17 protein-coding genes are annotated in these 20,598 nt (G+C 41.4%); 6 read left to right on the top strand and 11 right to left on the bottom strand.

The genetic code is table 11. From position 1 onward, the window contains the following. A partial coding sequence (locus BLP46_RS04815; RefSeq protein WP_143000448.1) for an IS3 family transposase occupies positions 1 to 338 on the top strand: 338 nt, incomplete at its 5' end. 327 nt (positions 339 to 665) lie between these two features. On the opposite strand, the gene BLP46_RS04810 is transcribed toward BLP46_RS04815, so the two are convergent. Beyond that, positions 666 to 1,424 (bottom strand): EFR1 family ferrodoxin, encoded by a 759-nt coding sequence (locus tag BLP46_RS04810; protein ID WP_092976457.1) that lies wholly within the window; start codon positions 1,422 to 1,424, stop codon positions 666 to 668. Positions 1,425 to 2,026: 602 nt separating this feature from the next. Then, positions 2,027 to 2,923: a LysR family transcriptional regulator gene (locus BLP46_RS04805; protein WP_092976454.1), complete on the bottom strand. Its 897-nt coding sequence runs from the start codon at positions 2,921 to 2,923 to the stop codon at positions 2,027 to 2,029. A gap of 117 nt (positions 2,924 to 3,040) precedes the next feature. Here BLP46_RS04805 and BLP46_RS04800 point away from each other — a divergent pair, with 117 nt between their 5' ends. Genes BLP46_RS04800 through BLP46_RS04790 form a run of 3 tightly spaced genes read left to right on the top strand, consistent with a single transcriptional unit; the run spans position 3,041 to position 5,297 of the window. Further along, complete coding sequence (locus BLP46_RS04800; RefSeq protein WP_092976450.1) at positions 3,041 to 3,553, top strand: flavodoxin; 513 nt, start codon at positions 3,041 to 3,043, stop codon at positions 3,551 to 3,553. 36 nt (positions 3,554 to 3,589) lie between these two features. Further along, entirely contained in the window at positions 3,590 to 4,426 is an 837-nt protein-coding gene (locus tag BLP46_RS04795) for an SDR family oxidoreductase (protein WP_092976447.1), read from the top strand. A gap of 19 nt (positions 4,427 to 4,445) precedes the next feature. Continuing rightward, positions 4,446 to 5,297 carry an aldo/keto reductase gene (locus BLP46_RS04790; RefSeq protein WP_092976444.1) on the top strand — a complete coding sequence of 284 codons (852 nt, stop codon included), beginning with the start codon at positions 4,446 to 4,448 and terminating at the stop codon, positions 5,295 to 5,297. A 39-nt stretch (positions 5,298 to 5,336) separates the two neighbouring features. Here BLP46_RS04790 and BLP46_RS04785 read toward each other — a convergent pair whose 3' ends face one another. Next, entirely contained in the window at positions 5,337 to 6,602 is a 1,266-nt protein-coding gene (locus tag BLP46_RS04785; protein WP_092976442.1) for a DNA recombination protein RmuC, read from the bottom strand. 171 nt (positions 6,603 to 6,773) lie between these two features. After that, entirely contained in the window at positions 6,774 to 7,700 is a 927-nt protein-coding gene (locus BLP46_RS04780) for a S1 RNA-binding domain-containing protein (protein ID WP_092976439.1), read from the bottom strand. A gap of 173 nt (positions 7,701 to 7,873) precedes the next feature. Between BLP46_RS04780 and BLP46_RS04775 the strand changes: the two genes are divergently transcribed. Both BLP46_RS04775 and BLP46_RS04770 read left to right on the top strand, forming a co-directional pair. Further along, positions 7,874 to 8,905 (top strand): peptidylprolyl isomerase, encoded by a 1,032-nt coding sequence (locus BLP46_RS04775; RefSeq protein ID WP_207645209.1) that lies wholly within the window; start codon positions 7,874 to 7,876, stop codon positions 8,903 to 8,905. Between the two features lie 33 nt (positions 8,906 to 8,938). Continuing rightward, a complete protein-coding gene (locus BLP46_RS04770; RefSeq protein WP_092976437.1) occupies positions 8,939 to 9,778 on the top strand; it encodes an HAD family hydrolase in 840 nt (279 codons plus the stop codon). A 78-nt stretch (positions 9,779 to 9,856) separates the two neighbouring features. Here the strand turns inward: BLP46_RS04770 and BLP46_RS04765 are convergent, their stop codons facing one another. The 7 genes from BLP46_RS04765 to dnaB all read right to left on the bottom strand — a co-directional run bounded on the left by BLP46_RS04765 (position 9,857) and on the right by dnaB (position 20,493). Then, positions 9,857 to 11,365, bottom strand: coding sequence for a GH25 family lysozyme (locus BLP46_RS04765; protein WP_092976434.1), 1,509 nt, complete (start codon positions 11,363 to 11,365; stop codon positions 9,857 to 9,859). A gap of 233 nt (positions 11,366 to 11,598) precedes the next feature. Next, positions 11,599 to 11,853, bottom strand: coding sequence for a hypothetical protein (locus BLP46_RS04760; RefSeq protein ID WP_092976431.1), 255 nt, complete (start codon positions 11,851 to 11,853; stop codon positions 11,599 to 11,601). 238 nt (positions 11,854 to 12,091) lie between these two features. Further along, entirely contained in the window at positions 12,092 to 14,911 is a 2,820-nt protein-coding gene (uvrA, locus tag BLP46_RS04755) for an excinuclease ABC subunit UvrA (protein ID WP_092976428.1), read from the bottom strand. Positions 14,912 to 15,191: 280 nt separating this feature from the next. After that, positions 15,192 to 17,231: an ATP-dependent zinc metalloprotease FtsH gene (gene ftsH, locus BLP46_RS04750; protein WP_318259470.1), complete on the bottom strand. Its 2,040-nt coding sequence runs from the start codon at positions 17,229 to 17,231 to the stop codon at positions 15,192 to 15,194. A 53-nt stretch (positions 17,232 to 17,284) separates the two neighbouring features. After that, a complete protein-coding gene (gene hpt / locus BLP46_RS04745) occupies positions 17,285 to 17,821 on the bottom strand; it encodes a hypoxanthine phosphoribosyltransferase (RefSeq protein ID WP_092976425.1) in 537 nt (178 codons plus the stop codon). Continuing rightward, positions 17,805 to 19,127, bottom strand: coding sequence for a tRNA lysidine(34) synthetase TilS (gene tilS / locus BLP46_RS04740; protein WP_092976422.1), 1,323 nt, complete (start codon positions 19,125 to 19,127; stop codon positions 17,805 to 17,807). Before tilS ends, hpt begins: the two co-directional genes overlap by 17 nt. Then, a complete protein-coding gene (dnaB, locus tag BLP46_RS04735; RefSeq protein ID WP_092976419.1) occupies positions 19,120 to 20,493 on the bottom strand; it encodes a replicative DNA helicase in 1,374 nt (457 codons plus the stop codon). The genes tilS and dnaB overlap by 8 nt, the downstream gene beginning before the upstream one ends. Positions 20,494 to 20,598: the final 105 nt, after the last annotated feature.

The raw sequence follows: 20,598 nt of genomic DNA, 5'->3' as shown, positions 1-20,598 counted from the left end.
ATACAATTAAAAAAGCAATGAAAAAAGAAAATGTCACTGCAGAGTTACAGCTCCACAGTGACCAAGGTTCACAATATGTCTCCCATGACTATTTTGTGACAACACAATCATACGGCATAACGCCGTCAATGTCAAGGCGTGGTAATCCATATGACAACGCTTTAGCCGAAAATTTCTTTTCAATTCTCAAAACGGAATGTATCCACAGAGTAAAACTTTCCGGATATGATGAGGCTCGCCTCTTCATATCCGAATACATCAATTTTTACAACAATTACCGTATTCAAACTAAAACAAAACTGACTCCGCTTGAAAAACGAAATCAGTTTGTTGCTTAAATTTTAATTTTCTACATTAAATGGGTCTTTTTGTGCTGTCTGCACAACTTGGAACAGTTCATTCTTACCCAAAATTATAAAGCCTTTTTTATTGTACACCCCCCCGATACAATTGAGGCAAAAAAGCTTTAGAGATAAAGAATCAGCTACATGAAGATATGGGATAAATGATCAGATGACGTTAAGTAGCTGAAATGACTCGTTAACGGGTAGCAAGTAATATACGCAAGTGTCAGACCGCAATACATCTTTAGATACTACTTGTAACACAGCCTTTAAAGCGTAAAAAGAAAATCAATTATCTTAAGTCCGTGGATTTTTTCTGTATCAGCAATACTTTTCAAAACGGCATTGCTCCTGCACCCGATCACCATTCAATGTAATTGCCTGCTGTGGACAGCTACTGATGCAACGATAGCACATGGTGCATTTCTTATCCGGGATAGGTCTCCCCTGTTCCATGTGAATATTTCCCATCGGGCAGATCTTGCTGCAAAGTCCACAGCCGATACATTTGGAACTAATCTTCAGTTGATCGGAATACCCTTGTGTTTTTTTATAAAACCATAGGCGCTGTCCTAATAGACCTGCAATATGTGCGAAAGCGGAAAGACCATCCTGTGGATATTTCCCATTTCTAATATTAGCAACGGAAGTTTTTATTTTTCGATCTGCCGCAGCAACGAGCTCTCTGTTTTGTTCCAAGGGCTTTTTCAAAAGCTTGCTGTCACAAACAGAATTAGGCATTCTCAGATGCAGTCCGCCAAGAATTACAGCACCATATTTTTTCAATAGCCGTGCCGTACATCCCGCGCCGTCGCCGCTAAACGCGCCCATTGTGACAAGACAAAAGACCTGTTTTCCTTTCCATAGCTTTGAGTGTTTAATAATAAAATCGCGCACCATATATGGTGCGTTGGAATATTGTGTGGGATAGCCTATGACGATTTTATCAGCAGTTTTGATAACTTCAACCACCTGCGCATCTTCGATAGGGATAAGTTTTACATTTGCATCAAGACTTCTGCAAAATAATTCCATACAATGCTTTGTATTTCCTGTACCGCTTAAATATACTCCAACCATAGTAATATAATAATCCTTACTAATCTTTTCTGAAATAACAGCAAACTATATTCATGAATACGAATCAGAAACACATCGTTTCTTGTATCCCATTTTTAACTGACGAGAAATGCTTCCTTATTATTTGTATTTTTATTATACCGCATTTTACCCTTTGTGTTAACGATTAATGGGTAATATCACGAATAAGTAAATTCTCATAGTAACTTCAACATTGAAATTTACATTGAAAAGAAAGAAGTAATGAAATTTAGTCCAAGAAATAAAATTCAAGGCAATATTCTCAGAATTGAAAAAGATTAGATCACCATTTTAAAGGAAATTAAGAAACATATCCAGTATTTCATCAATTTATACACAAAAACAGATTGCGTATTTCCAAAGCATTAAAAATCACCTTATGTGTGCACTAGAAGCCCGAAAATGAACAGTTCACATCGTGGATTGTAGGGGTTCATGCATTTTAGGTATTTATTCTCAAATATTAATGTTTCATTCAGATTCAAGCTTTACTGTGCAGAATATTCAAAACTATATTTTCTACATTAAAATAATCAAAATATCCGCCTGACTGATACTTTCGGTCGGGCGGATATTTTAATTCAGCATAAGATCAGCATATTTTTTACTGCGTCAACGAATTTCAGCACATCATCATCGGCGTTCAGGCTGTAAAGCAAGCCGTACGGAATGCTGTAATCCCACTCAACGGGAATCGTCACCAATCCGGGGTGCACGTCTTTCCAACACTCTATCGTGAGAAGCACGTTGTCTGTTTCCGCACAGCGGTTAAACACCGACAAATCATAAAACATCTGCGTATCTTCTATATGAATTTGAGGATGGTTTCTTTCAAGGTCGTTGCGCAAGAAGTCGTTTGCTCCCGAATCGCCACGCTTTACCATCATCAGCGTTTCTCCGTAAAGGTCTTGAACTTTTAACAGCTTCTTTTGGGCAAGGGTATGTTCCCTTGACACGGCAACCATCTTTTTGTATCTTCCGAGCGGTAAAAAATTGCACAGAGAAAGCCACGCCTTTGAATCGCAAACACCGATTAAAAAGTCAAATTTTTCGCCTAACTTCTCAATTTCCGACAGTATTCCCTCGTGGTTGTCCTCAAACGGCGCAAGGTGAAGTTTAAAATCGGGAAACTTTTTATTAACCCTATACCACAAATCCATAAACGGCTTTGCGGGATTGAGCAACGACGTTCCGACGCAAAAGATGTTATCATAATTGTGTGCCGCCGCATTTGCGCTGATTATGACTTTTTTAGAGTAATCTATCATAAATTTGGCGTCCTGATAAATTATTTTGCCTGCGGCTGTCAGCCGCACTCCCGTCGGAGTTCTGTCAAACAACTTGAGGTCAAGATGATTTTCAAGCGAATTTATTTGCTTCATAACAGCGGTCGGCGAGATAAACAAAACCTCAGCCGCCTTTGTAAAGCTTTTGCAATCAGCCACAGAAATAAATGTATCAAGCATATGGTTATACATACGGTTTTCCCTGCCCTATTATAAACTATAAGTTAATACTAAGATAACATATTGGAAATTCTCTGTCAATAAATTTAATGCTATAATATCATTAAAACAAACAACGGAGGTTTTATTATGTCTAAAGTATTGGTTGCATTTTATTCAAGGGCAAATGAAAATTATGTTAACGGTCAAATAAAAAACTTAAAAGTCGGAAACACTGAGATTGCCGCAAACGAAATAGCAAATCTTACAAATGCCGATATGTTTAAAATTGAGCAGGTTAATCCGTATTCGGATAACTATAACGAATGTATTTCTCAGGCACAGGACGACCAGCGCAAAAACGCACGTCCCGAATTAAAAAAATATCCCGAAAGAATTGATGAGTACGACGTTATTTACTTGGGATATCCAAATTATTGGAGTACAATGCCTATGGCTGTATTTACATTTTTGGAACACTTTGATTTCGGCAATAAAATTATAAAGCCGTTTTGCACACACGAAGGCAGCGGTATGGGCAGCAGCATAAACGACATAAAAAAGCTGTGTCCGAATGCAAAGGTTGAAAAAGGTCTTGCAATTCACGGCGGCAGCGTTGAACGCTCACAAAAGGATATTGAAAACTGGGTTAAGTCAAAATAATGCTCAGTCTATTAAAAAGCAACAAAGGAGGAAAATATGAACAGAAAAAATGTTATGCTACTGTCGGGAGCCGGACAAATCGGAATGGCAATTGCCCGCAGAATGGGCTATGGAATGAAAATCATTATCGGAGATATTAAAATTGAAAATGCCGAAAAAATATCAAAAATAATGAAAGACGCAGGCTATGACGCCGAGGCGGCTGAAATGGATTTGTCCGACAGAAATTCTATTAAAAGTTTTATCGCAAAAGGACAAAATTACGGCGATATAAAAATGCTTGTAAACGCAGCAGGCGTATCGCCAAGTCAAGCGTCCGTACAAACCATTCTTAAAGTTGACCTTTACGGCACAGCAGTTCTTCTTGAAGAAGTAGGAAAGGTTATATGTTCGGGAGGCGTCGGAATAACAATCTCAAGCCAATCAGGCAAGCGTATGCCACAGCTCACTGCACAGGAAGACGCCATGCTCGCCTGCACCCCCACAGAAGAGCTGCTGTCGCTTAAACTTTTGCAGCCCGAAAACATAAAAGACACGCTTCACGCATACCAAATTGCAAAGCGGTGCAATGAAAAAAGGGTTATGGCTGAGGCTGTTAAGTGGGGTAACCGAGGTGCGAGAATTAATTCAATATCTCCCGGAATTATTGTTACCCCGCTTGCAATTGACGAATTTAACGGGTCCAGAGGCGATTTTTACAAAAATATGTTTGCAAAATGTCCTGCGAGACGTCCGGGCACTGCCGATGAGGTTGCCAATGTTGCCGAGCTTCTTATGAGCGACAAAGGTGCGTTTATCACAGGTACAGACTTTATGTGTGACGGCGGAGCAACTGCAAGTTACTTCTACGGTCCGCTGAAACCGCAACAATAAATTTAACGGAGGAATCAAAATGGAATATGTAACACTTAACAACGGCGTAAAAATGCCGATTGAGGGATTCGGAGTTTTTCAGGTACAAGACCCGACGGTTGGCGAGCAGGCTGTTACCGACGCATTAAACGTAGGTTATAGGCTTATTGACACTGCGGCTGCATACTTTAACGAAGAGGCTGTCGGAGCGGCTTTGAAAAAAAGCGATATTCCTCGCCAAGACCTATTTATTACAACCAAACTTTGGGTTCAGGACGCAGGATACGAAAACGCCAAAAAGGCTTTTCAGACCTCTCTTGAAAAATTGGGACTTGATTATATAGACTTATACCTGATACATCAGCCGTTCGGCGATTACTACGGCTCTTGGAGAGCTATGGAAGAACTGTATTCAGAGGGAAAAATCCGTGCAATCGGCGTTTGCAACTTCTATCCGGAAAGATTGGCAGATTTGTGTGAAAACGCAAAAATTCCACCTGCTGTTAATCAGGTGGAACTGCATCCGTTTTTTGCCCAAGCCGAAGCATTGGATAATATGAAAGAGTACAAAGTTCAGCCGGAAGCTTGGGGTCCCTTGGCAGAAGGAAACCACAACATTTTTTCACATCCGATTCTGTCACAGATAGGTAAAAAATACGGAAAGACCGCCGCACAGGTTGCTTTGCGCTGGAACACTCAGCGCGGAGTGGTAATTATTCCAAAAAGCACACACCGTGAACGTATGGAAGAAAACCTCAATATCTGGGATTTCAGCCTTTCTCAGGAAGAAATGGACGAGATTTCAAAGCTGGACATCGGTCACAGCGAAATTGTTGACCACAGCTCACCAAAAACCGCAAAGTGGCTGAACGGATGGAAAATTCACGAATAAACAGAATCTGTCAAACTATTCGGAATTTTATTATCACCGTTAATCTTCATCGGAAAAATCAGTTATAGACTTTGTAGGCGACTGAACATTTTTTAGCTTGCGCTGAATCTGGCGTGTTCGAACACCTACAAGTTTGTCAAGCTCTTTGTTTGCTTGGTCAAGTCTTTGCTGAGTAAGCACAAGCACATCGTTAAACTTGTCAAACTCCTGCTTAACCGAATCCAATACCTCCCAAACCTCTGCACTGCGCTTTTGTACCGCAAGAGTTTTAAAGCCCATTTGCAGAGAATTAAGCAACGCCGCCATAGTGCTCGGACCTGCTATATTAACCTTATAGTCGCGCTGGAGAATCTCAACAAGTCCGCGGTTTACAACCTCGCTGTAAAGTCCCTCAAACGGCAAAAACATTATTGCAAATTCGGTTGTATTCGGCGGGTCTATATACTTGTCGCGAATATCCTTTGCCTCGTTCTTTATGGTAGTAACAAGCACCTTGGCGGCCGCGTCTATTTTATCCTTGTCGCCCTCGTCAATTGCGTCACGCAATGCGGCATAAGTGGTGCCGGGAAATTTTGAATCAATCGGCAAATAGATGAGTCCGTCATCTTCGGCAGGGAGCTTTATTGCAAATTCAACCACATTTTTAGAACCCTTTTTGGTTGCAACATTCTCGTCGTATTGTTCGGGTGAAAGAATTTCGGAAAGTATGCTTCCAAGCTGGATTTCTCCCAAAATGCCTCTTGTTTTTACGTTTGAAAGCACCTTTTTCAAATCACCGACGCCAACCGCAAGGTTCTGCATTTCTCCAAGTCCTTTGTAAACCTGTTCAAGACGTTCGTTGACAAGAGAAAACGACTTGTTCATTTTTTCTTCAAGGGTTTTCTGGAGCTTTTCGTCAACGGTTTTTCTCATTTCCTCAAGCTGACGGTTATTGTCATTTTGGAGATATTGCAGACGTTTTTCCATTGACTGACGTATGTTTTCAAGTTTTTGCTCGTTTTCAAGAGAAAATGTTTTCATTCGCTCCTCAAGCTGCGACATTTTCTCTGATTGGTGTTGTGAGAAACTGCGCTGATTTTCAACAAGCATATCCCCCATCGTTTTTATTGATGTCTGCGTTTGATTTGACAATTCCTGTCTTAATATGCTTTGTTGTGTTGTAAGCTCATTTCGTACAGCACCGACAATCTCGTCCGTTGTGATTTTTTCTTCCTGATTATTGTTCTTTTTCAGAACAATAATTAAAACAGCTATGGAAACAATCAATGACAATACAGACGCCGCAATTATTATAACTTCCTGCATTTTTACCTCCCGATTTGCTTTTTTAACTGACATTTATATCAACAAAATCTTTGTTCTGTGTTGCTGAAAATGTCATTTCAATTAATACGAAATATTTGTCGGCAGAGCATTTTATGCTCCGCCTTTTTTGTAATATATCCGTATTTATCATATCATTTCAGCATTGGTATGTCAATTATCAAACACGGTTTCAACCACCTTTGAACAGTTTTGAGGTGAATACAGAAAACGGCTTATATGGTCGGCGTCGGTATAATATTCGGGCTTTTGGGGATTGTATTTATAATCAAAGGTATCAATTATTATCAGCTTGATTTTCATTTTTTCCGGAATAATGCTCTTTATGTAAACGCTCGCCTGCTGGCCTGCACAAACACCGTCTTTGCTCTCCGCAAGACCCGCAAGGTTGGGAGAAAGTTCAACAAATGCTCCGTAGTTTTCAACGCTTCTGACGATTCCCGAAACAGTTTCTCCTGCCGAGAAATTGCCTGCATTCTCTTCCCATGTTCCCAAAAGCTCCTTGTGGCTCAGACTTATTCTGCCGTTCTCAATCGACTTTATCACCGCTCTTATGTCCATTCCTACTGTGAAGCGTTCACGCGGATGTTCAATTCGTGACACAGAAATTGCATCAATCGGCATAAGAGCAACTATACCGCAGCCAATGTCCGCAAATGCCCCAAAGTTCTCAAGGTGCGTTATTCTTGCGTCCACAACGTCTCCGCAAACAAGACCCCGAACATAATTTTCAAGGCATTTTTTCTGAGCCTTTTCACGTGACAGAACCGCATATTTAACCCCGTTGGAATCTGTTCTGAAGTCGGTTATCACAAAGCTTACCGCACGGTTTACACGTGAAATAACCGCAATATCGCGCACAGTCCCCTCTCTTATTCCTATTGCCCCTTCTTCGCGCGGAATTATTCCCTTCATCGAGCCCAAGTCAACTATAAGGTTGTGACGGGAATCGCATATTATTGCTTTTGCTTCAAGAATTTTTTGCTCATTCATAGCCTCTGACAAAAGCTGAGGTGACTGCAATATATTAATGTTCTCTTGCGTTGAAACAAGCTTTCCTTCGGGCAGATATTCTGACATTTTATAACCTCCGTTGTATCGGTAATAATGTTTACAAATAAACATATGATATTTTGCGCGAAGTTATGACATAGGCAAAAATCTTTGCAAAAACCTCTGAATTTGCAATTTTTCACGATTTGTGTTATTATAACGTTGTGTGTTTTAAATCCAATCCCGAAAGGAAACAGAATATGAACACTAAAAGGTATCTGAAAACACTGTGTGTTTTTATGACTGCTGCAACTTGTGTTTGTTCAGCTATTTCGTTCTCAGGGTGCGAAAGTAACCAAACACAGTCTGCAACTTCTGACGAAATACAGACTACTTCTGTCGGCTCGTTAAGCACAGGCGACGAAGCCACTGCCGCAGGAGCACTTGAGGAACTCGGAATTGACGCAGACTCGCTCGGAATTACTCCTAACATCTTCTATGATAAGTCTGACCGAATCGGATTCCAGCTTGATATGCCCAAAGACGGCGACACCATAGCGGTTATCCACACAACACAGGGCGACATAACGTTAAGATTCTTTCCCGAGCAGGCTCCCAAAACAGTTACAAACTTCATCAATCTTGCAAAAGAGGGCAAGTATAACAACACCACTTTTCACAGAGTTATAAACGACTTTATTGTTCAGGGCGGACACATCGGAAACGATGAGAACAACCCCAACGGAACAAGCTCGTACGGCTCACAGTTTGAGGACGAATTTTGTGACAAGCTTCTAAATATCAGAGGCGCAGTGTCTATGGCAAACACTTCACGTGATACCAACGGAAGCCAGTTCTTTATTAATCAGACAAGCAAAGAAGCATTTAACGCCGACGGCGGCTGGACAAAATATGAAGACTGGTGGAAAAACGTTAAAACCCAGCTTGTTAATTACAAAGATTCAAGTTTGCTCTCGGCATTTATTCAGGAAAACGGCGACAAGTGTTATGACACCGACATTATCGGTGACGAAATAAGAAAAATCTACGAACTTTACGGCGGTAATCCTAATCTTGACGGCGCATACAATGCCGTTGACAGGGGAAACACCGTGTTTGCCCAGGTTATTGCCGGTATGGACGTAGTTGATAAAATTGCAGGAACCAAGGTTGACGAAAATTATAAACCTGCGGAAAATATTGTAATTGAAAGTATTGAAGTTAAAGAATATTCTTCTGCCGACGCAACAACTGCGGCGCAGCAGCAAACCACAGCACAGCCAACCACATAATAAACCGCAAGCACTTTTAAACGGGAGTATCTTATGACTGATTATCCGATTGTTGCGATAATGTATGATTTTGACAGAACACTATGCACCAAGGATATGCAGGATTACAGCTTTATTCCAAGCCTTGGAATGACCGAAGAAGAGTTTTGGCGTTATTCAAATCAGCTTGGCAAGCAACAGCATATGGACTCTATTCTTGCATATATGTTTGCAATGGTTAAAATTTCACATGACAAAAACATTCCGCTTCAGCGCAAAACCCTTGTTGATATGGGCAAAAACGTTGAGCTTTTCAGCGGCGTTTACGAATGGTTTGACAGGATAACGCAATTTGGCAGAAAACATAACGTATTGGTTGAGCACTATGTAATTTCGTCGGGAATGAAAGAAATTATCGAGGGCACAAGTATAAGCAAGTTTTTCAAAAGTATTTTTGCCTGTGAGTTTCTTTATGACGAAAACGGTAACGGAATTTGGCCAAAGACCGACGTAAACTACACCAACAAAACCCAGTTTGTTTACAGAATAAACAAGGGCGTTCTTGATGTTGCAAACGACGTTGACCTTAACCGCTCAATGCCCGACGACAACAAGCGTGTGCCGTTTTGCAATATGATATACATAGGCGACGGACTTTCCGATGTTCCGTGTATGAAGATGATGAAAGCATACGGCGGATATTCAATTGCCGTTTATCAGCAAAAGGACAGCAAGGTTGAAGAATTGTTAAAAAAGGGCAGGGTGAATTTTATCTATCCTGCGGATTACAGAGAAAATTCGGGACTTGACGTCACGGTAAAAAACATCATCAAAAAAATGTCAATAAGTGAGATTCTATATAAGGAAAACATAAAACAACTCAAGAAAATTTAAGAATTAAAGATATTCTGAAATACAAAAATAGCAGGTTCAAATTTTTTGAACCTGCTATTTTTATCAATTTTTATTATTTTAAGAACACTTATCAACTATATTAAGGTTATAGATATAATTTCCGTCAACATCACCCGATATTCCGCCTACCGAAAGCACCCAAGTGTATTGATGCAGGTCAAAAAGCGTACATTCGCTCATATCGCCGTCAATTTGGGCAACCCAGTATGAATAACCCAATCCGATTATACTCTTATCAAGCTTTGAACCGTACCAGCTGACAGGAGCATAAACGCCTGCACGGTAAGAGCTGTTGCTCGTTATGTAACCGCAAAACGATTTGCAAATGCCTGACATCATTTCTTTTGAATAGGTTGACTGATAATCACATTCAACGTCAAAATACAAAGGCATATCAAGTTCTTTTCCGTCAATGGCTTCTAAGCAGGTTTTAGCCTCAAGAACAGCGTCGGTAGAGCTGTCCGCATATGAAAACCAATATGCTCCCACCTTTAAACCTGCCGATTTTGCGGCGTAGTAATAGGAATCAAATCTGTTATCTTTTTGGCTTATTTCATTTCCGAATCCCGCACGCAATATTACATAATCATAGCCCGAAGCTCTTACGGCATTAAAATCCACATCTCCCTGCCACGAGGATATATCAATACACTTTACGGTTGAGCCGCAAACGGTGACCTTACACCTTGCAGAAACACCGTTACCGGTTCTTGCCCAAACATATGCCGTACCCTGAGAGACGGGCTGAATTTCACAATTGTTGCCGTCTAACTTTTTAACCCTTACTATGTATTCGTTACTGCTGCCCCATTCAAGGCTTTGAGAGTCAATTTTAGAACCTGAATTTGAAGTTGCATTAATCTCGTAATTCTCTCCGACCTTTAAGCCAAGCGAGGATTTCCCGAGTTTTATTTTTTTCGGCTGTTCCAACACTTTAACTTTACAGCTTGCCTCAGCGCCGTTGCCAAGACTGCACTTTATTACGGCGGTTCCCGAAGCTTTTGCCGTTATTGTTCCGTCGCTTGCCGCAACTGCAACATTTTCATCTGTTGAAATATAATTCGGTTCAAAGCCAAATGTGTCGCTTATCGGGAAAAGTTTAAACTTTTCCCCTACTCCCAACTCAATTGAGTATGAATTAAGTTCAAGTAAATTCGGCTCAGTCCGAGGTTGAGTTTCATAATCCGTTGCTTTTTGCGTTGGCTCGGTAACAGGATATGTTGTAGACTCCTCATTTCTGTCTGTACTCGGAACAGTCGATTCGGTTTCATCGGGAATTAACGGAAGTTCCTTTATTATACCGCACAGATATTTTTGCAAAACACTCGCATCAGACACAGTAATTCTTCCGTCACGTTCAAAATCATATTCATTTTGTTCGCTCTCTGATAAAGTAATCAAATCGGCAGCAAATTTCTGAATAATAGTTGCGTCATTTACACCGTAATCGGATACCGCAACCGTATCGGGCGTACTTTCTGCGGCAGAAATCGGCGCAGTATAAGCAAATGCAGTCAGAACCACCGCACATACGATAAAAGCAGAGAAAAAACGTTTTAATTTCATATGTATCTCCTAAATAACGTGCAAAATTTCAGAGCATACAACCGATTGCAGGAAATGCAAAAAGGCGTAAGATACTCATAATTTCATTGGACATTATAATTTTTAAAAACATCTGCCCTATGATTATAACACAAGACACGGCAGTATTCAATTTAAAATGGCTTTTTAATGCGCTTTTTGCTATGCAAAGCAAATTCTCACCTTAATAATCAGTCTTGCCTATAATAAAAAATTTAATGCAAATTGCTGTTTTGCACAGATTCCAAATCGGATATTCTGTGGTCGGCAGTCTTAATTTTGTTATCAATCACCGCTTCGTGCTGTTCAATTCGATATACACGTTCAATCAAATTATTGTGTTTATCTACCTTTTTTTCAAGCTGTTCGATACGATAATTCAAAAGTCTTGCAGTAGTTATCACACCTGCAAGCGCACCGACAAGTGTGCCTGCAAACGAAAACAGGGCAATAATGATTTGTTCGCTCACAACTTCACCTCCGCAATAGGGCAAAAAGAAAGAGAAATTGCATAAAAATATGCAACTTCTCTTTAAATCGAAGTAACGCTCCGTTTTGCTTGCAAAGAGCAGAGTATGCAACAGATTGCAGTCAATGCAGGGTGCGTTTGCTCCTATCGTCAAATTGTGGGATTATCTGTCCTCATTTAAAATTTTTATATTCCCTTATCGTATTAGGAGGCAAAGGACATCTGCACGATGATTGTCTTTACAACAAAGGTTTAAGATATTGTCCCGTAAACGACTGCGGATTATCCGCAACCTGCTCAGGAGTACCCTGGGCAATCAGCGTACCGCCCATATCTCCGCCCTCCGGTCCGAGGTCGATTATATGGTCAGCGGTCTTAATCAAATCAAGGTTATGCTCGATAACCACAACCGTGTTTCCGCCGTCAACCAACATTTGAAGAACGTCTACAAGTCTGTGAACGTCTGCAATATGAAGTCCTGTTGTAGGCTCGTCAAGTATATATATTGTCTTTCCCGTGCTTCGTTTTGAAAGCTCGGTGGCAAGTTTTACACGCTGAGCTTCACCGCCCGAAAGTGTTGTTGCGGACTGTCCAAGCTTTATATATCCAAGTCCGACATCACAAAGTGTTTGCAATTTTCGTGAAATTTTGGGCTGGTTTGCAAAAAACTCCGTGGCTTCTTCAACAGACATTTCAAGCACATCGTTTATTGATTTTCCCTTATATTTTACCTCAAGGGTTTCACGGTTATATCGTTTGCCCTTGCACACTTCACAGGGAACGTACACGTCTGACAGGAAGTGCATTTCAATTTTTATGATACCGTCGCCCTGACACGCCTCACAGCGACCGCCCTTAACATTAAAACTGAAACGGCTTTGCGAAAATCCTCGCATCTTTGCGTCTTGAGTAGAGGCAAACAATGCCCTTATATCGGTAAACACACCTGTATATGTTGCAGGATTGGAGCGCGGAGTTCTTCCGATAGGGCTTTGGTCAATTTGAATTACCTTGTCAAGATTTTCAATGCCTTTAATCTTTTTGTGTTTTCCCGAAACCGTCTTGGCACCGTTCAGCTCACGAGCAAGCGTTTTATAGAGTATTTCGTTGATAAGAGAACTTTTGCCCGAACCCGAAACACCTGTTACGCAAACGAACTCTCCAAGCGGTATCTTGACATTTATATTTTTGAGATTATTTTCAGCCGCTCCGATAATTTCAAGAAATTTGCCGTTGCCCTTTCTCCTGTTTTCGGGAACGGGAACACAGCGTTTTCCGCTTAGATATTGCCCTGTAACAGAATCTTTGCAGGCTTTTATCTTGTTTACATCTCCCGTGCAGACAATCTGTCCGCCGTGTATTCCCGCTCCGGGACCCACGTCAACAATATAGTCTGCGGCATACATTGTGTCTTCGTCGTGTTCAACCACAATAACTGTATTTCCAAGGTCACGCAAACGCTTCAGCGTGCTCAACAGCTTTTCGTTGTCACGCTGATGAAGACCGATACTCGGTTCGTCAAGAATGTAAAGCACGCCCATAAGCGAGCTTCCTATCTGGGTTGCAAGTCTGATACGCTGGCTCTCTCCGCCGCTCAGTGTTCCCGAACTGCGTGACAAAGTCAAATATCCAAGTCCGACGCTCTTCAAAAAGTTCAGACGTTCCTTGATTTCTTTGATTATCTCCGCCGCAATAATCGACTCTTTTTCGGTCAACTTAAGGTTTTCTACAAATTCAAGCGAATCAACAACAGACTTTTTGCAAAAATCCGAAATATTAATTCCGCCGACCGTAACCGCAAGGCTTTCGGCAGAAAGTCTGTCACCGTGACAGGCGTCACATGGGATTTCCGTCATATAACTGCGAATTTCATCCTTAATCCAGTTACTGCTCGTTTCATTGTAACGGCGCTGAAGATTGTTGATAATGCCCTCAAACGGTTTTTCATAACTTCCGCTGCCGTATACCGACTTTCGCTGTATTTTTAACGGTTCATCACCTGTTCCGTATAAAATCGCATGAATAACATCATCAGGTATATTCTTCAGCGGTTCCGAAAGTGAAAAATTATATTTTTTGGCAAGCGCCTCAAAATACATTGCCGCAATAGAGCTGCCCTCCATTGCCCAGCCGCTGCCCTTTATGCCGCCGTCTTTAACGCTTTTATTCTTGTCGGGAATTATTTTGTTTTCATCGATTTTAAGAAAAACTCCCAATCCGGTACATTTTGGACATGCGCCAAAGGGATTATTAAACGAAAACATTCTCGGAGTCAGCTCGTCGATACTTATGCCGTGTTCGGGACAAGCATATTTTTGAGAAAAAGTTACGTCTTCCCCGCCTGAAACATTCACTACAATAAGGCCGTTTGCAAGTTTTGAGGCAGTTTCAATGCTGTCGGAAAGGCGAGAAGTAATCTCGGGCTTGATTACAAGTCGGTCAACGATTACATCAATATTGTGCTTTTTATTTTTCTCTAACGGAATTTTTTCAGATAAATCATATATTACTCCGTCGGCACGAACACGAACAAAACCCGACTTACGTGCGCTGTCAAGCACTTTGGCGTGTTCTCCCTTTCTTCCCCTTACCACCGGAGCAAGCACCTGAATTTTTGTTCTCTGCTCATAAGTCATAATTTTGTCAACAATCTGGTCAACGGTCTGCTGTTTAATCTCACGTCCGCAAATCGGACAATGCGGCACACCTATTCTTGCGTAAAGCAAGCGCAGATAGTCGTAAATCTCGGTAACCGTGCCTACGGTTGAACGGGGGTTCTTGGAAGTGGTTTTTTGGTCAATTGATATTGCAGGTGAAAGTCCCTCAATGCTCTCTACATTAGGCTTGTCCATTTGACCGAGAAACATTCTTGCATAAGACGAAAGGCTTTCTACATATCTTCGTTGTCCCTCGGCATATATCGTATCAAAAGCAAGAGAGCTTTTTCCCGAACCCGAAAGTCCTGTAATAACAACCAGTTTGTTACGAGGAATTTCAACATTAACATTTTTTAAATTGTGTTCTTTTGCTCCCCTGACAATAATTTTATCAAGTTCCATTTAATCTCACCTCTTAAAAATCGCAGAGATAAAAAATGCTCCCCTTGACGGGAAGACATTTAAATCGGAGCAATGCTCTGCTATGTTTGCCAAAGGCAGAGCTTGCAATAAATTGAAAACAGTGCAAAAAGCGTAAGCTCTTCGGGATTTCAGTCGCAAATTGCAGCTTTGACTGAAATTCTGATGTACCCCTGCTTTATAGGCGGAGCGCTTATGCACTTAGGTTATAAAAGTCTGCCGCAAGGGGACGACATCTGCCGCCCCCAAGCGGAATTAATAATTATTCTTTTGAAGAATCATCTTCTGAATTGTCGCTGTTGTTTGCAACTTCATCAGGTTCAGCAGATTCAACCGGTTCAACATAGGTTCCGTTCATAACCGCTTCAAAGTCTTCACTGCCCATCTTTTCGTGTTTGATAAGATAAGCCGCAATTTCGTGGAGCTTATCGATGTTGTCGCTAAGAATCTTAACGGCTCTTTCGTAACAATCATTTACTATCTTGAGAACAAGCTCATCAATCTTAGCTGCGGTAGCCTCGGAATAATCCTGAGTGCGTCCCATATCACGACCGAGGAATACGCTGTTGTTGTCTGAACCGTAGTTTACACAGCCGAGTTCCTTTGTCATACCGTACTTGGTAACCATTGAACGCGCGGTTTTGGTTGCCTTTTCGATATCGTTTGAAGCACCTGTTGAAATGTCGTCAAGGATAAGCGCCTCTGCAACACGTCCGCCGAGTGCAACAACAATATCTTCAAGCATTTCGTTTCGTGAATTATAGGATTTATCCTCAGTCGGAAGCGGCATTGTGTATCCGCCTGCCATACCGCGAGGAATAATTGAGATTTCATGAACAGGGTCCTGAGTTTCGAGCTTATCAAACAGAATTGCGTGACCGGCTTCGTGATAAGCTGTCAGCTTCTTCTCCTTATCGCTCATAATCTTTGTCTTCTTCTCGGCACCGACAACTACTTTGATGGTAGCTTCCTCAATTTCCTTCATTGTAATTGCCTTTTTGTTTGCACGTGCGGCAAGCAAAGCGGCTTCGTTAAGAAGGTTTTCAAGGTCTGCACCGGTAAATCCGGCAGTTGTCTTGGCAATCGTCTTTAATTTAACATCAGGAGCAAGAGGCTTTTTGCGTGCGTGAACCTTGAGTATTGCCTCACGTCCGTTGACATCAGGATAGCTTACAACTACCTGACGGTCAAATCTTCCCGGACGAAGAAGTGCAGGGTCAAGAACGTCAGGTCTGTTGGTTGCGGCGATAAGGATTACGCCCTCGTTTACACCAAAACCGTCCATTTCAACAAGCAACTGGTTAAGAGTCTGCTCACGTTCATCATTGCCTCCGCCAAGACCTGCGCCTCTCTGACGGCCGACTGCGTCGATTTCGTCGATAAATATAATGCACGGCGAGTTTTTCTTTGCCTGGTCAAACAAATCACGTACACGTGAAGCACCCACGCCGACAAACATCTCTACAAAGTCTGAACCCGATATTGAGAAGAACGGAACACCGGCTTCACCTGCAACAGCTCTTGCAAGCAAGGTTTTACCTGTTCCGGGAGGTCCCACAAGAAGAACACCCTTAGGGATTCTTGCACCGAGTTTGTTGAACTTTTCAGGGTTCTTAAGAAATTCAACAACTTCTTTCAATTCTTCTTTTTCCTCGTCTGCGCCTGCAACATCATCAAATGTTGTCTTGCACTTTTCATCGTTTGTATTTTTAATCTTGGCTTTGCCAAAGTTCATCTCTTTGCCGCCAAGACCTGCACCGCCCATACGCTTCATTATGAATACCCAGGCAGCGATAAATATAACAACAAGAATTACAGTCGGAATTAAGTCCAAAAGAAGCGAATTGTCGCTTGCCCGAACATAATTATAAGTCATCGCCTCATCGGCAGACGCCTGATACGGCTTGATGTCATCAATAAATCTTTGAATATCGGCAAGCTGACCTTTGACTACTACCTGATTTGGCTTTTTGCTGTTAAGAATAGAGGTTGAATCGGAACTTGCCTTTGTTGAGTCTGTCGGGTCTGTTGCTGACTCAGTATTGCTTGAGGCATTGCTTCCGATTGACGATGTAGAATCATCATAAGCCTTTTCGCCCTCTTTAAGGGTAATTTCAATTGCACCGGTACCGTAATTGATAGTATAACTGTCAACTTTATCATCAACAAAGTACTGAACAAGCTCCGAGGTTTTCGGCGGCTCGCCCTGTCTTGAACTGAGAATCATTGCGGCAGCAAGAATAATCAAAATTGGAATACCTAAATAAAGAAGCAGATTGCGTACCTTTTTCTTGTTATCCAATGCGTTTCACTCCTCTTTATATTGTTTGTATGTAATCAACGATTATGAAAAATTTACGAATAAACCGAAGGTTTAAGAACGCCTATATACGGGAGATTTCTGTATTTTTCGTCATAATCCAGACCATATCCGACAATAAATTCATCGGGAATTGTTGTTCCGATATATTCCGGAACAAGCGAATTTACTCTGTGCTGAGGTTTGTCAAAAAGGGTGCAAATTCTAACCGACTTTGCCTTTTTTGCTTTAAGATAATTTGCGATAAATTCAAGCGTATTGCCTGTATCAATAATATCCTCAACAATCAAAATATCTTTGCCCTCAATCGGCACGGACATATCCTTTGATATTGTAACATCGCCCGAGCTTTTTGTTGAACTTCCGTAGCTTGAGGCAACCATAAAATCAATCGCAAAATCAAGATTGATTTTTCTGACAAGGTCAGTCATAAACACAAAACAACCCTTCAAAAGTCCCACAACTACAAATTCCCTGCCATTATAGTCCTTTTCTATCTGTTTTGCAAGTCTGTTCACAATATTTTCAATATCTTTTTCAGAATAAAGTACATATTCAACGTCCTTGTGCATTATTTTGCCCTCCCGATTTATCTGTTTTTATTGATAAACAATTTTTTTTATTTAAAAATTCGCCGTCAGCGGAAAACCCGATTTTTTCGCACCATAAAACTTTTGAGTCAAGTGCAAGCAAAAGCAGATTATCCCTTATTTCTGACGGAATTTTCATTTCGTTCATAAGTTTTCGCAAAGACTTTGTAACATTGCGTTTTTGCGGTCTAAATGTGTCGCCGTTCCTGCGGGTTCTGAACATCGGAATCGGCTGATTTTCATCCGAATTTAAATATTCGGCAGAATAATGTTTGCCCAAATACTCAAACTCAGCCGTGTTTTTTAACGGAATCTCGATTTTATATGAATTAACGGATAACAAATCTGTGTTTACTATCCTGAAAATGTTCTGTTTTGAAACTGCGGTATAGTCCTTGGAAAGTTCAACCGCACCGCCGTTTTTCAGTATTCCCGTCATAAGCTCAATGTGCCTGTATTCGGGTTGAAATTCGGCATACTCATTGCATAAAATTGATAAAGCGGCCTTAATCACTGCCGTATCATAATTCAAAAGCATTTTACAGTCAAACCCCAAGTTGTTTTTGCAACTGCTAAGTGCTGACCTTGCCTGCTTTTTGATATAGTCGTGTGCTTCTCTTGCGGCTTGAGAAAAACGCATTGCGCTGGTCTCAAAGCTCGGATTTATTTCTTTTAACGGCACCACAACCGAGTGCCTTATTTTATTGCGTGTATAATCATCAGATAGATTGGTGCTGTCTGTAACAAATTCGAGGCTACGTTCTTGGCAATATGCCTCAACCTGTGAGCGTGTTACTTCTATCAGCGGTCTTACGATATTTCCCCTAACGGGAGAAATCCCGCCCGCACCGTTAATTCCCGAACCTCGGGCAATATTATATATCAGCGTTTCCGCATTGTCGGACATTGTGTGAGCTGTGGCAACTTTGGCATTGAGTTTTTCTGAAAGTTCATCAAAAAAGCGGTAGCGAACATTTCGCCCACATAACTCTTCACTGATTTTTTGTTGCTTTGCCAGAGTCCTTACATCAACTTTTTTTATAAATAATTCAACATTATATTTCTCACAAAGAATTTTGCAAAAATTTTCATCACGTTCCGCCTCTGCTCCTCTGAGCAAATGATTTACGTGAGCGGCATAAATTGTAAGATTATATAATTCTTTTATATCATTAAGATTATCAAGCAAAGAAACGGAATCAGCTCCGCCCGAAAGCGCAACAACCACCCTGTCTCCGCTTTTAAGCATATCATATTTTTTTACGGCGTCGGCAATCAGACTATTCATTTCTGTCCTCCGTGCCCGAGAACCTCATAAATTCGCCCTGCCAATGCAACTTAACGGTACTTGTCTCGCCGTGACGGTTTTTGGCAACAATACACTCGCCAGAATTCATATCGGCATTCGGCGCAGCCGCCTGTTCGGCTGTCTTGTCGCTGTAATATCCCTCACGGTACAAAAACAATACAATATCCGCATCCTGCTCAATTGAACCCGAATCACGCAAGTCGGAAAGCTGGGGTCTGTGGTCGGTACGCTGTTCCGAGGCACGGGACAACTGTGAAAGCGTAATTACGGGTACGTTCATTTCCTTTGCCAAAATCTTCAAGTTTCGGGTAATCTCCGAAATTTCCTGAACACGGTTATCAATTCTTCTTCCGCTCGCCATAAGTTGAAGATAGTCGATAATAACAAGGTCAAGATTGTGAAGCCTGCGCAAACGCGACTTCATTTCCGTAATTGTAATTCCTGGAGTATCGTCAAGATAAAGTTCGGTTTTCTTTAATATATCGCTTGCGGGAATGAGTCTTTCCCATTCCTCATCGCTGAGCTTGCCTGTTCTAAGCTTTGTGCCGCTTACAAGTGCTTCTGTTGAAAGCAAACGGCTTACAAGCTGCTCTTTTGACATTTCAAGAGAGAAAAACGCAACCGTCTTCCTGCTTTTGCATGCGGCGTGGCGTGCAATATTGAGCGCAAAACTTGTCTTACCCATACCGGGACGAGCCGCAAGCAAAATAAGGTCGCTTCGGTTAAGTCCCGTAATCATTCGGTCAAGGTCACCGATACCTGTTGGAATCGGCTTTAGACTGTCGTCGGTGTCTTTGTTCAAGGCGTCAAGACGATTAAAGGTCTGAAAAATGACCGAATCAATATGTTCAAGCCCCGACCTTTGATTGCCGTTTCTTATATCAAAAATCTTTTGCTCGGCAGAATCAATTAAGACGGAAGAGTCTTCTTCTCCTGCTGTTGCGTCGTCAATAATTTCTCTTGCGGCGGTAATCAGTCTGCGAACATTGTATTTTTCGGCAATCAGCTTTGCATACGACGGGGCGTTGGAAATTGACGGACAATTATTTACCAAATCCATAAGATAGGTTTTGCCTGTTGCATCGTCAAAAGCCTTATTCTGTTTTAATTTTTCAAGCAGGGTTACAAAGTCAACCGCCATTCCGAAGTTTATCATTTCCTGCATCTGAGAAAAAATCAGCTTATGCAAAGAAACATAAAAATAATCAGGCGACTTTATATAATCAATTACCTTGTCAAAAACATTGCTGTCAAGAATGATTGCACCAAGCACTGCCTGTTCGGCTTCGGGACTGTACGGCATATTTGCAATATCATACGCACCCGTAAATTCTGAATCTGCCATTTTGTACTCCAAACATATTGCTTTTCGGATAAGATTTCGGTTCTTACGGCACCAAATCAAACATTGATATATATAAATCGCAGTAAAGATTTCGCCGTAAATCAA

Source organism: Ruminococcus sp. YE282, assembly GCA_900101355.1.
In the GTDB taxonomy this organism is placed as follows: domain Bacteria; phylum Bacillota; class Clostridia; order Oscillospirales; family Acutalibacteraceae; genus Ruminococcoides; species Ruminococcoides bromii_A.
This window is presented reverse-complemented; position numbering and strand designations above follow the sequence as displayed.

What these genes read in the sequence shown, in the direction of transcription:
- BLP46_RS04795 (WP_092976447.1), top strand. Translation starts at nt 3,590, where the DNA reads ATGAACAGAAAAAATGTTATGCTACTGTCGGGAGCCGGACAAATCGGA.
- BLP46_RS04800 (WP_092976450.1), top strand. Translation starts at nt 3,041, where the DNA reads ATGTCTAAAGTATTGGTTGCATTTTATTCAAGGGCAAATGAAAATTAT.
- BLP46_RS04785 (WP_092976442.1), bottom strand. Translation starts at nt 6,602, where the DNA reads ATGCAGGAAGTTATAATAATTGCGGCGTCTGTATTGTCATTGATTGTT.
- tilS (WP_092976422.1), bottom strand. Translation starts at nt 19,127, where the DNA reads ATGAATAGTCTGATTGCCGACGCCGTAAAAAAATATGATATGCTTAAA.
- uvrA (WP_092976428.1), bottom strand. Translation starts at nt 14,911, where the DNA reads ATGGAACTTGATAAAATTATTGTCAGGGGAGCAAAAGAACACAATTTA.
- BLP46_RS04775 (WP_207645209.1), top strand. Translation starts at nt 7,874, where the DNA reads ATGAACACTAAAAGGTATCTGAAAACACTGTGTGTTTTTATGACTGCT.
- BLP46_RS04765 (WP_092976434.1), bottom strand. Translation starts at nt 11,365, where the DNA reads ATGAAATTAAAACGTTTTTTCTCTGCTTTTATCGTATGTGCGGTGGTT.
- BLP46_RS04770 (WP_092976437.1), top strand. Translation starts at nt 8,939, where the DNA reads ATGACTGATTATCCGATTGTTGCGATAATGTATGATTTTGACAGAACA.
- BLP46_RS04810 (WP_092976457.1), bottom strand. Translation starts at nt 1,424, where the DNA reads ATGGTTGGAGTATATTTAAGCGGTACAGGAAATACAAAGCATTGTATG.
- hpt (WP_092976425.1), bottom strand. Translation starts at nt 17,821, where the DNA reads ATGCACAAGGACGTTGAATATGTACTTTATTCTGAAAAAGATATTGAA.
- BLP46_RS04780 (WP_092976439.1), bottom strand. Translation starts at nt 7,700, where the DNA reads ATGTCAGAATATCTGCCCGAAGGAAAGCTTGTTTCAACGCAAGAGAAC.
- BLP46_RS04790 (WP_092976444.1), top strand. Translation starts at nt 4,446, where the DNA reads ATGGAATATGTAACACTTAACAACGGCGTAAAAATGCCGATTGAGGGA.
- dnaB (WP_092976419.1), bottom strand. Translation starts at nt 20,493, where the DNA reads ATGGCAGATTCAGAATTTACGGGTGCGTATGATATTGCAAATATGCCG.
- BLP46_RS04805 (WP_092976454.1), bottom strand. Translation starts at nt 2,923, where the DNA reads ATGTATAACCATATGCTTGATACATTTATTTCTGTGGCTGATTGCAAA.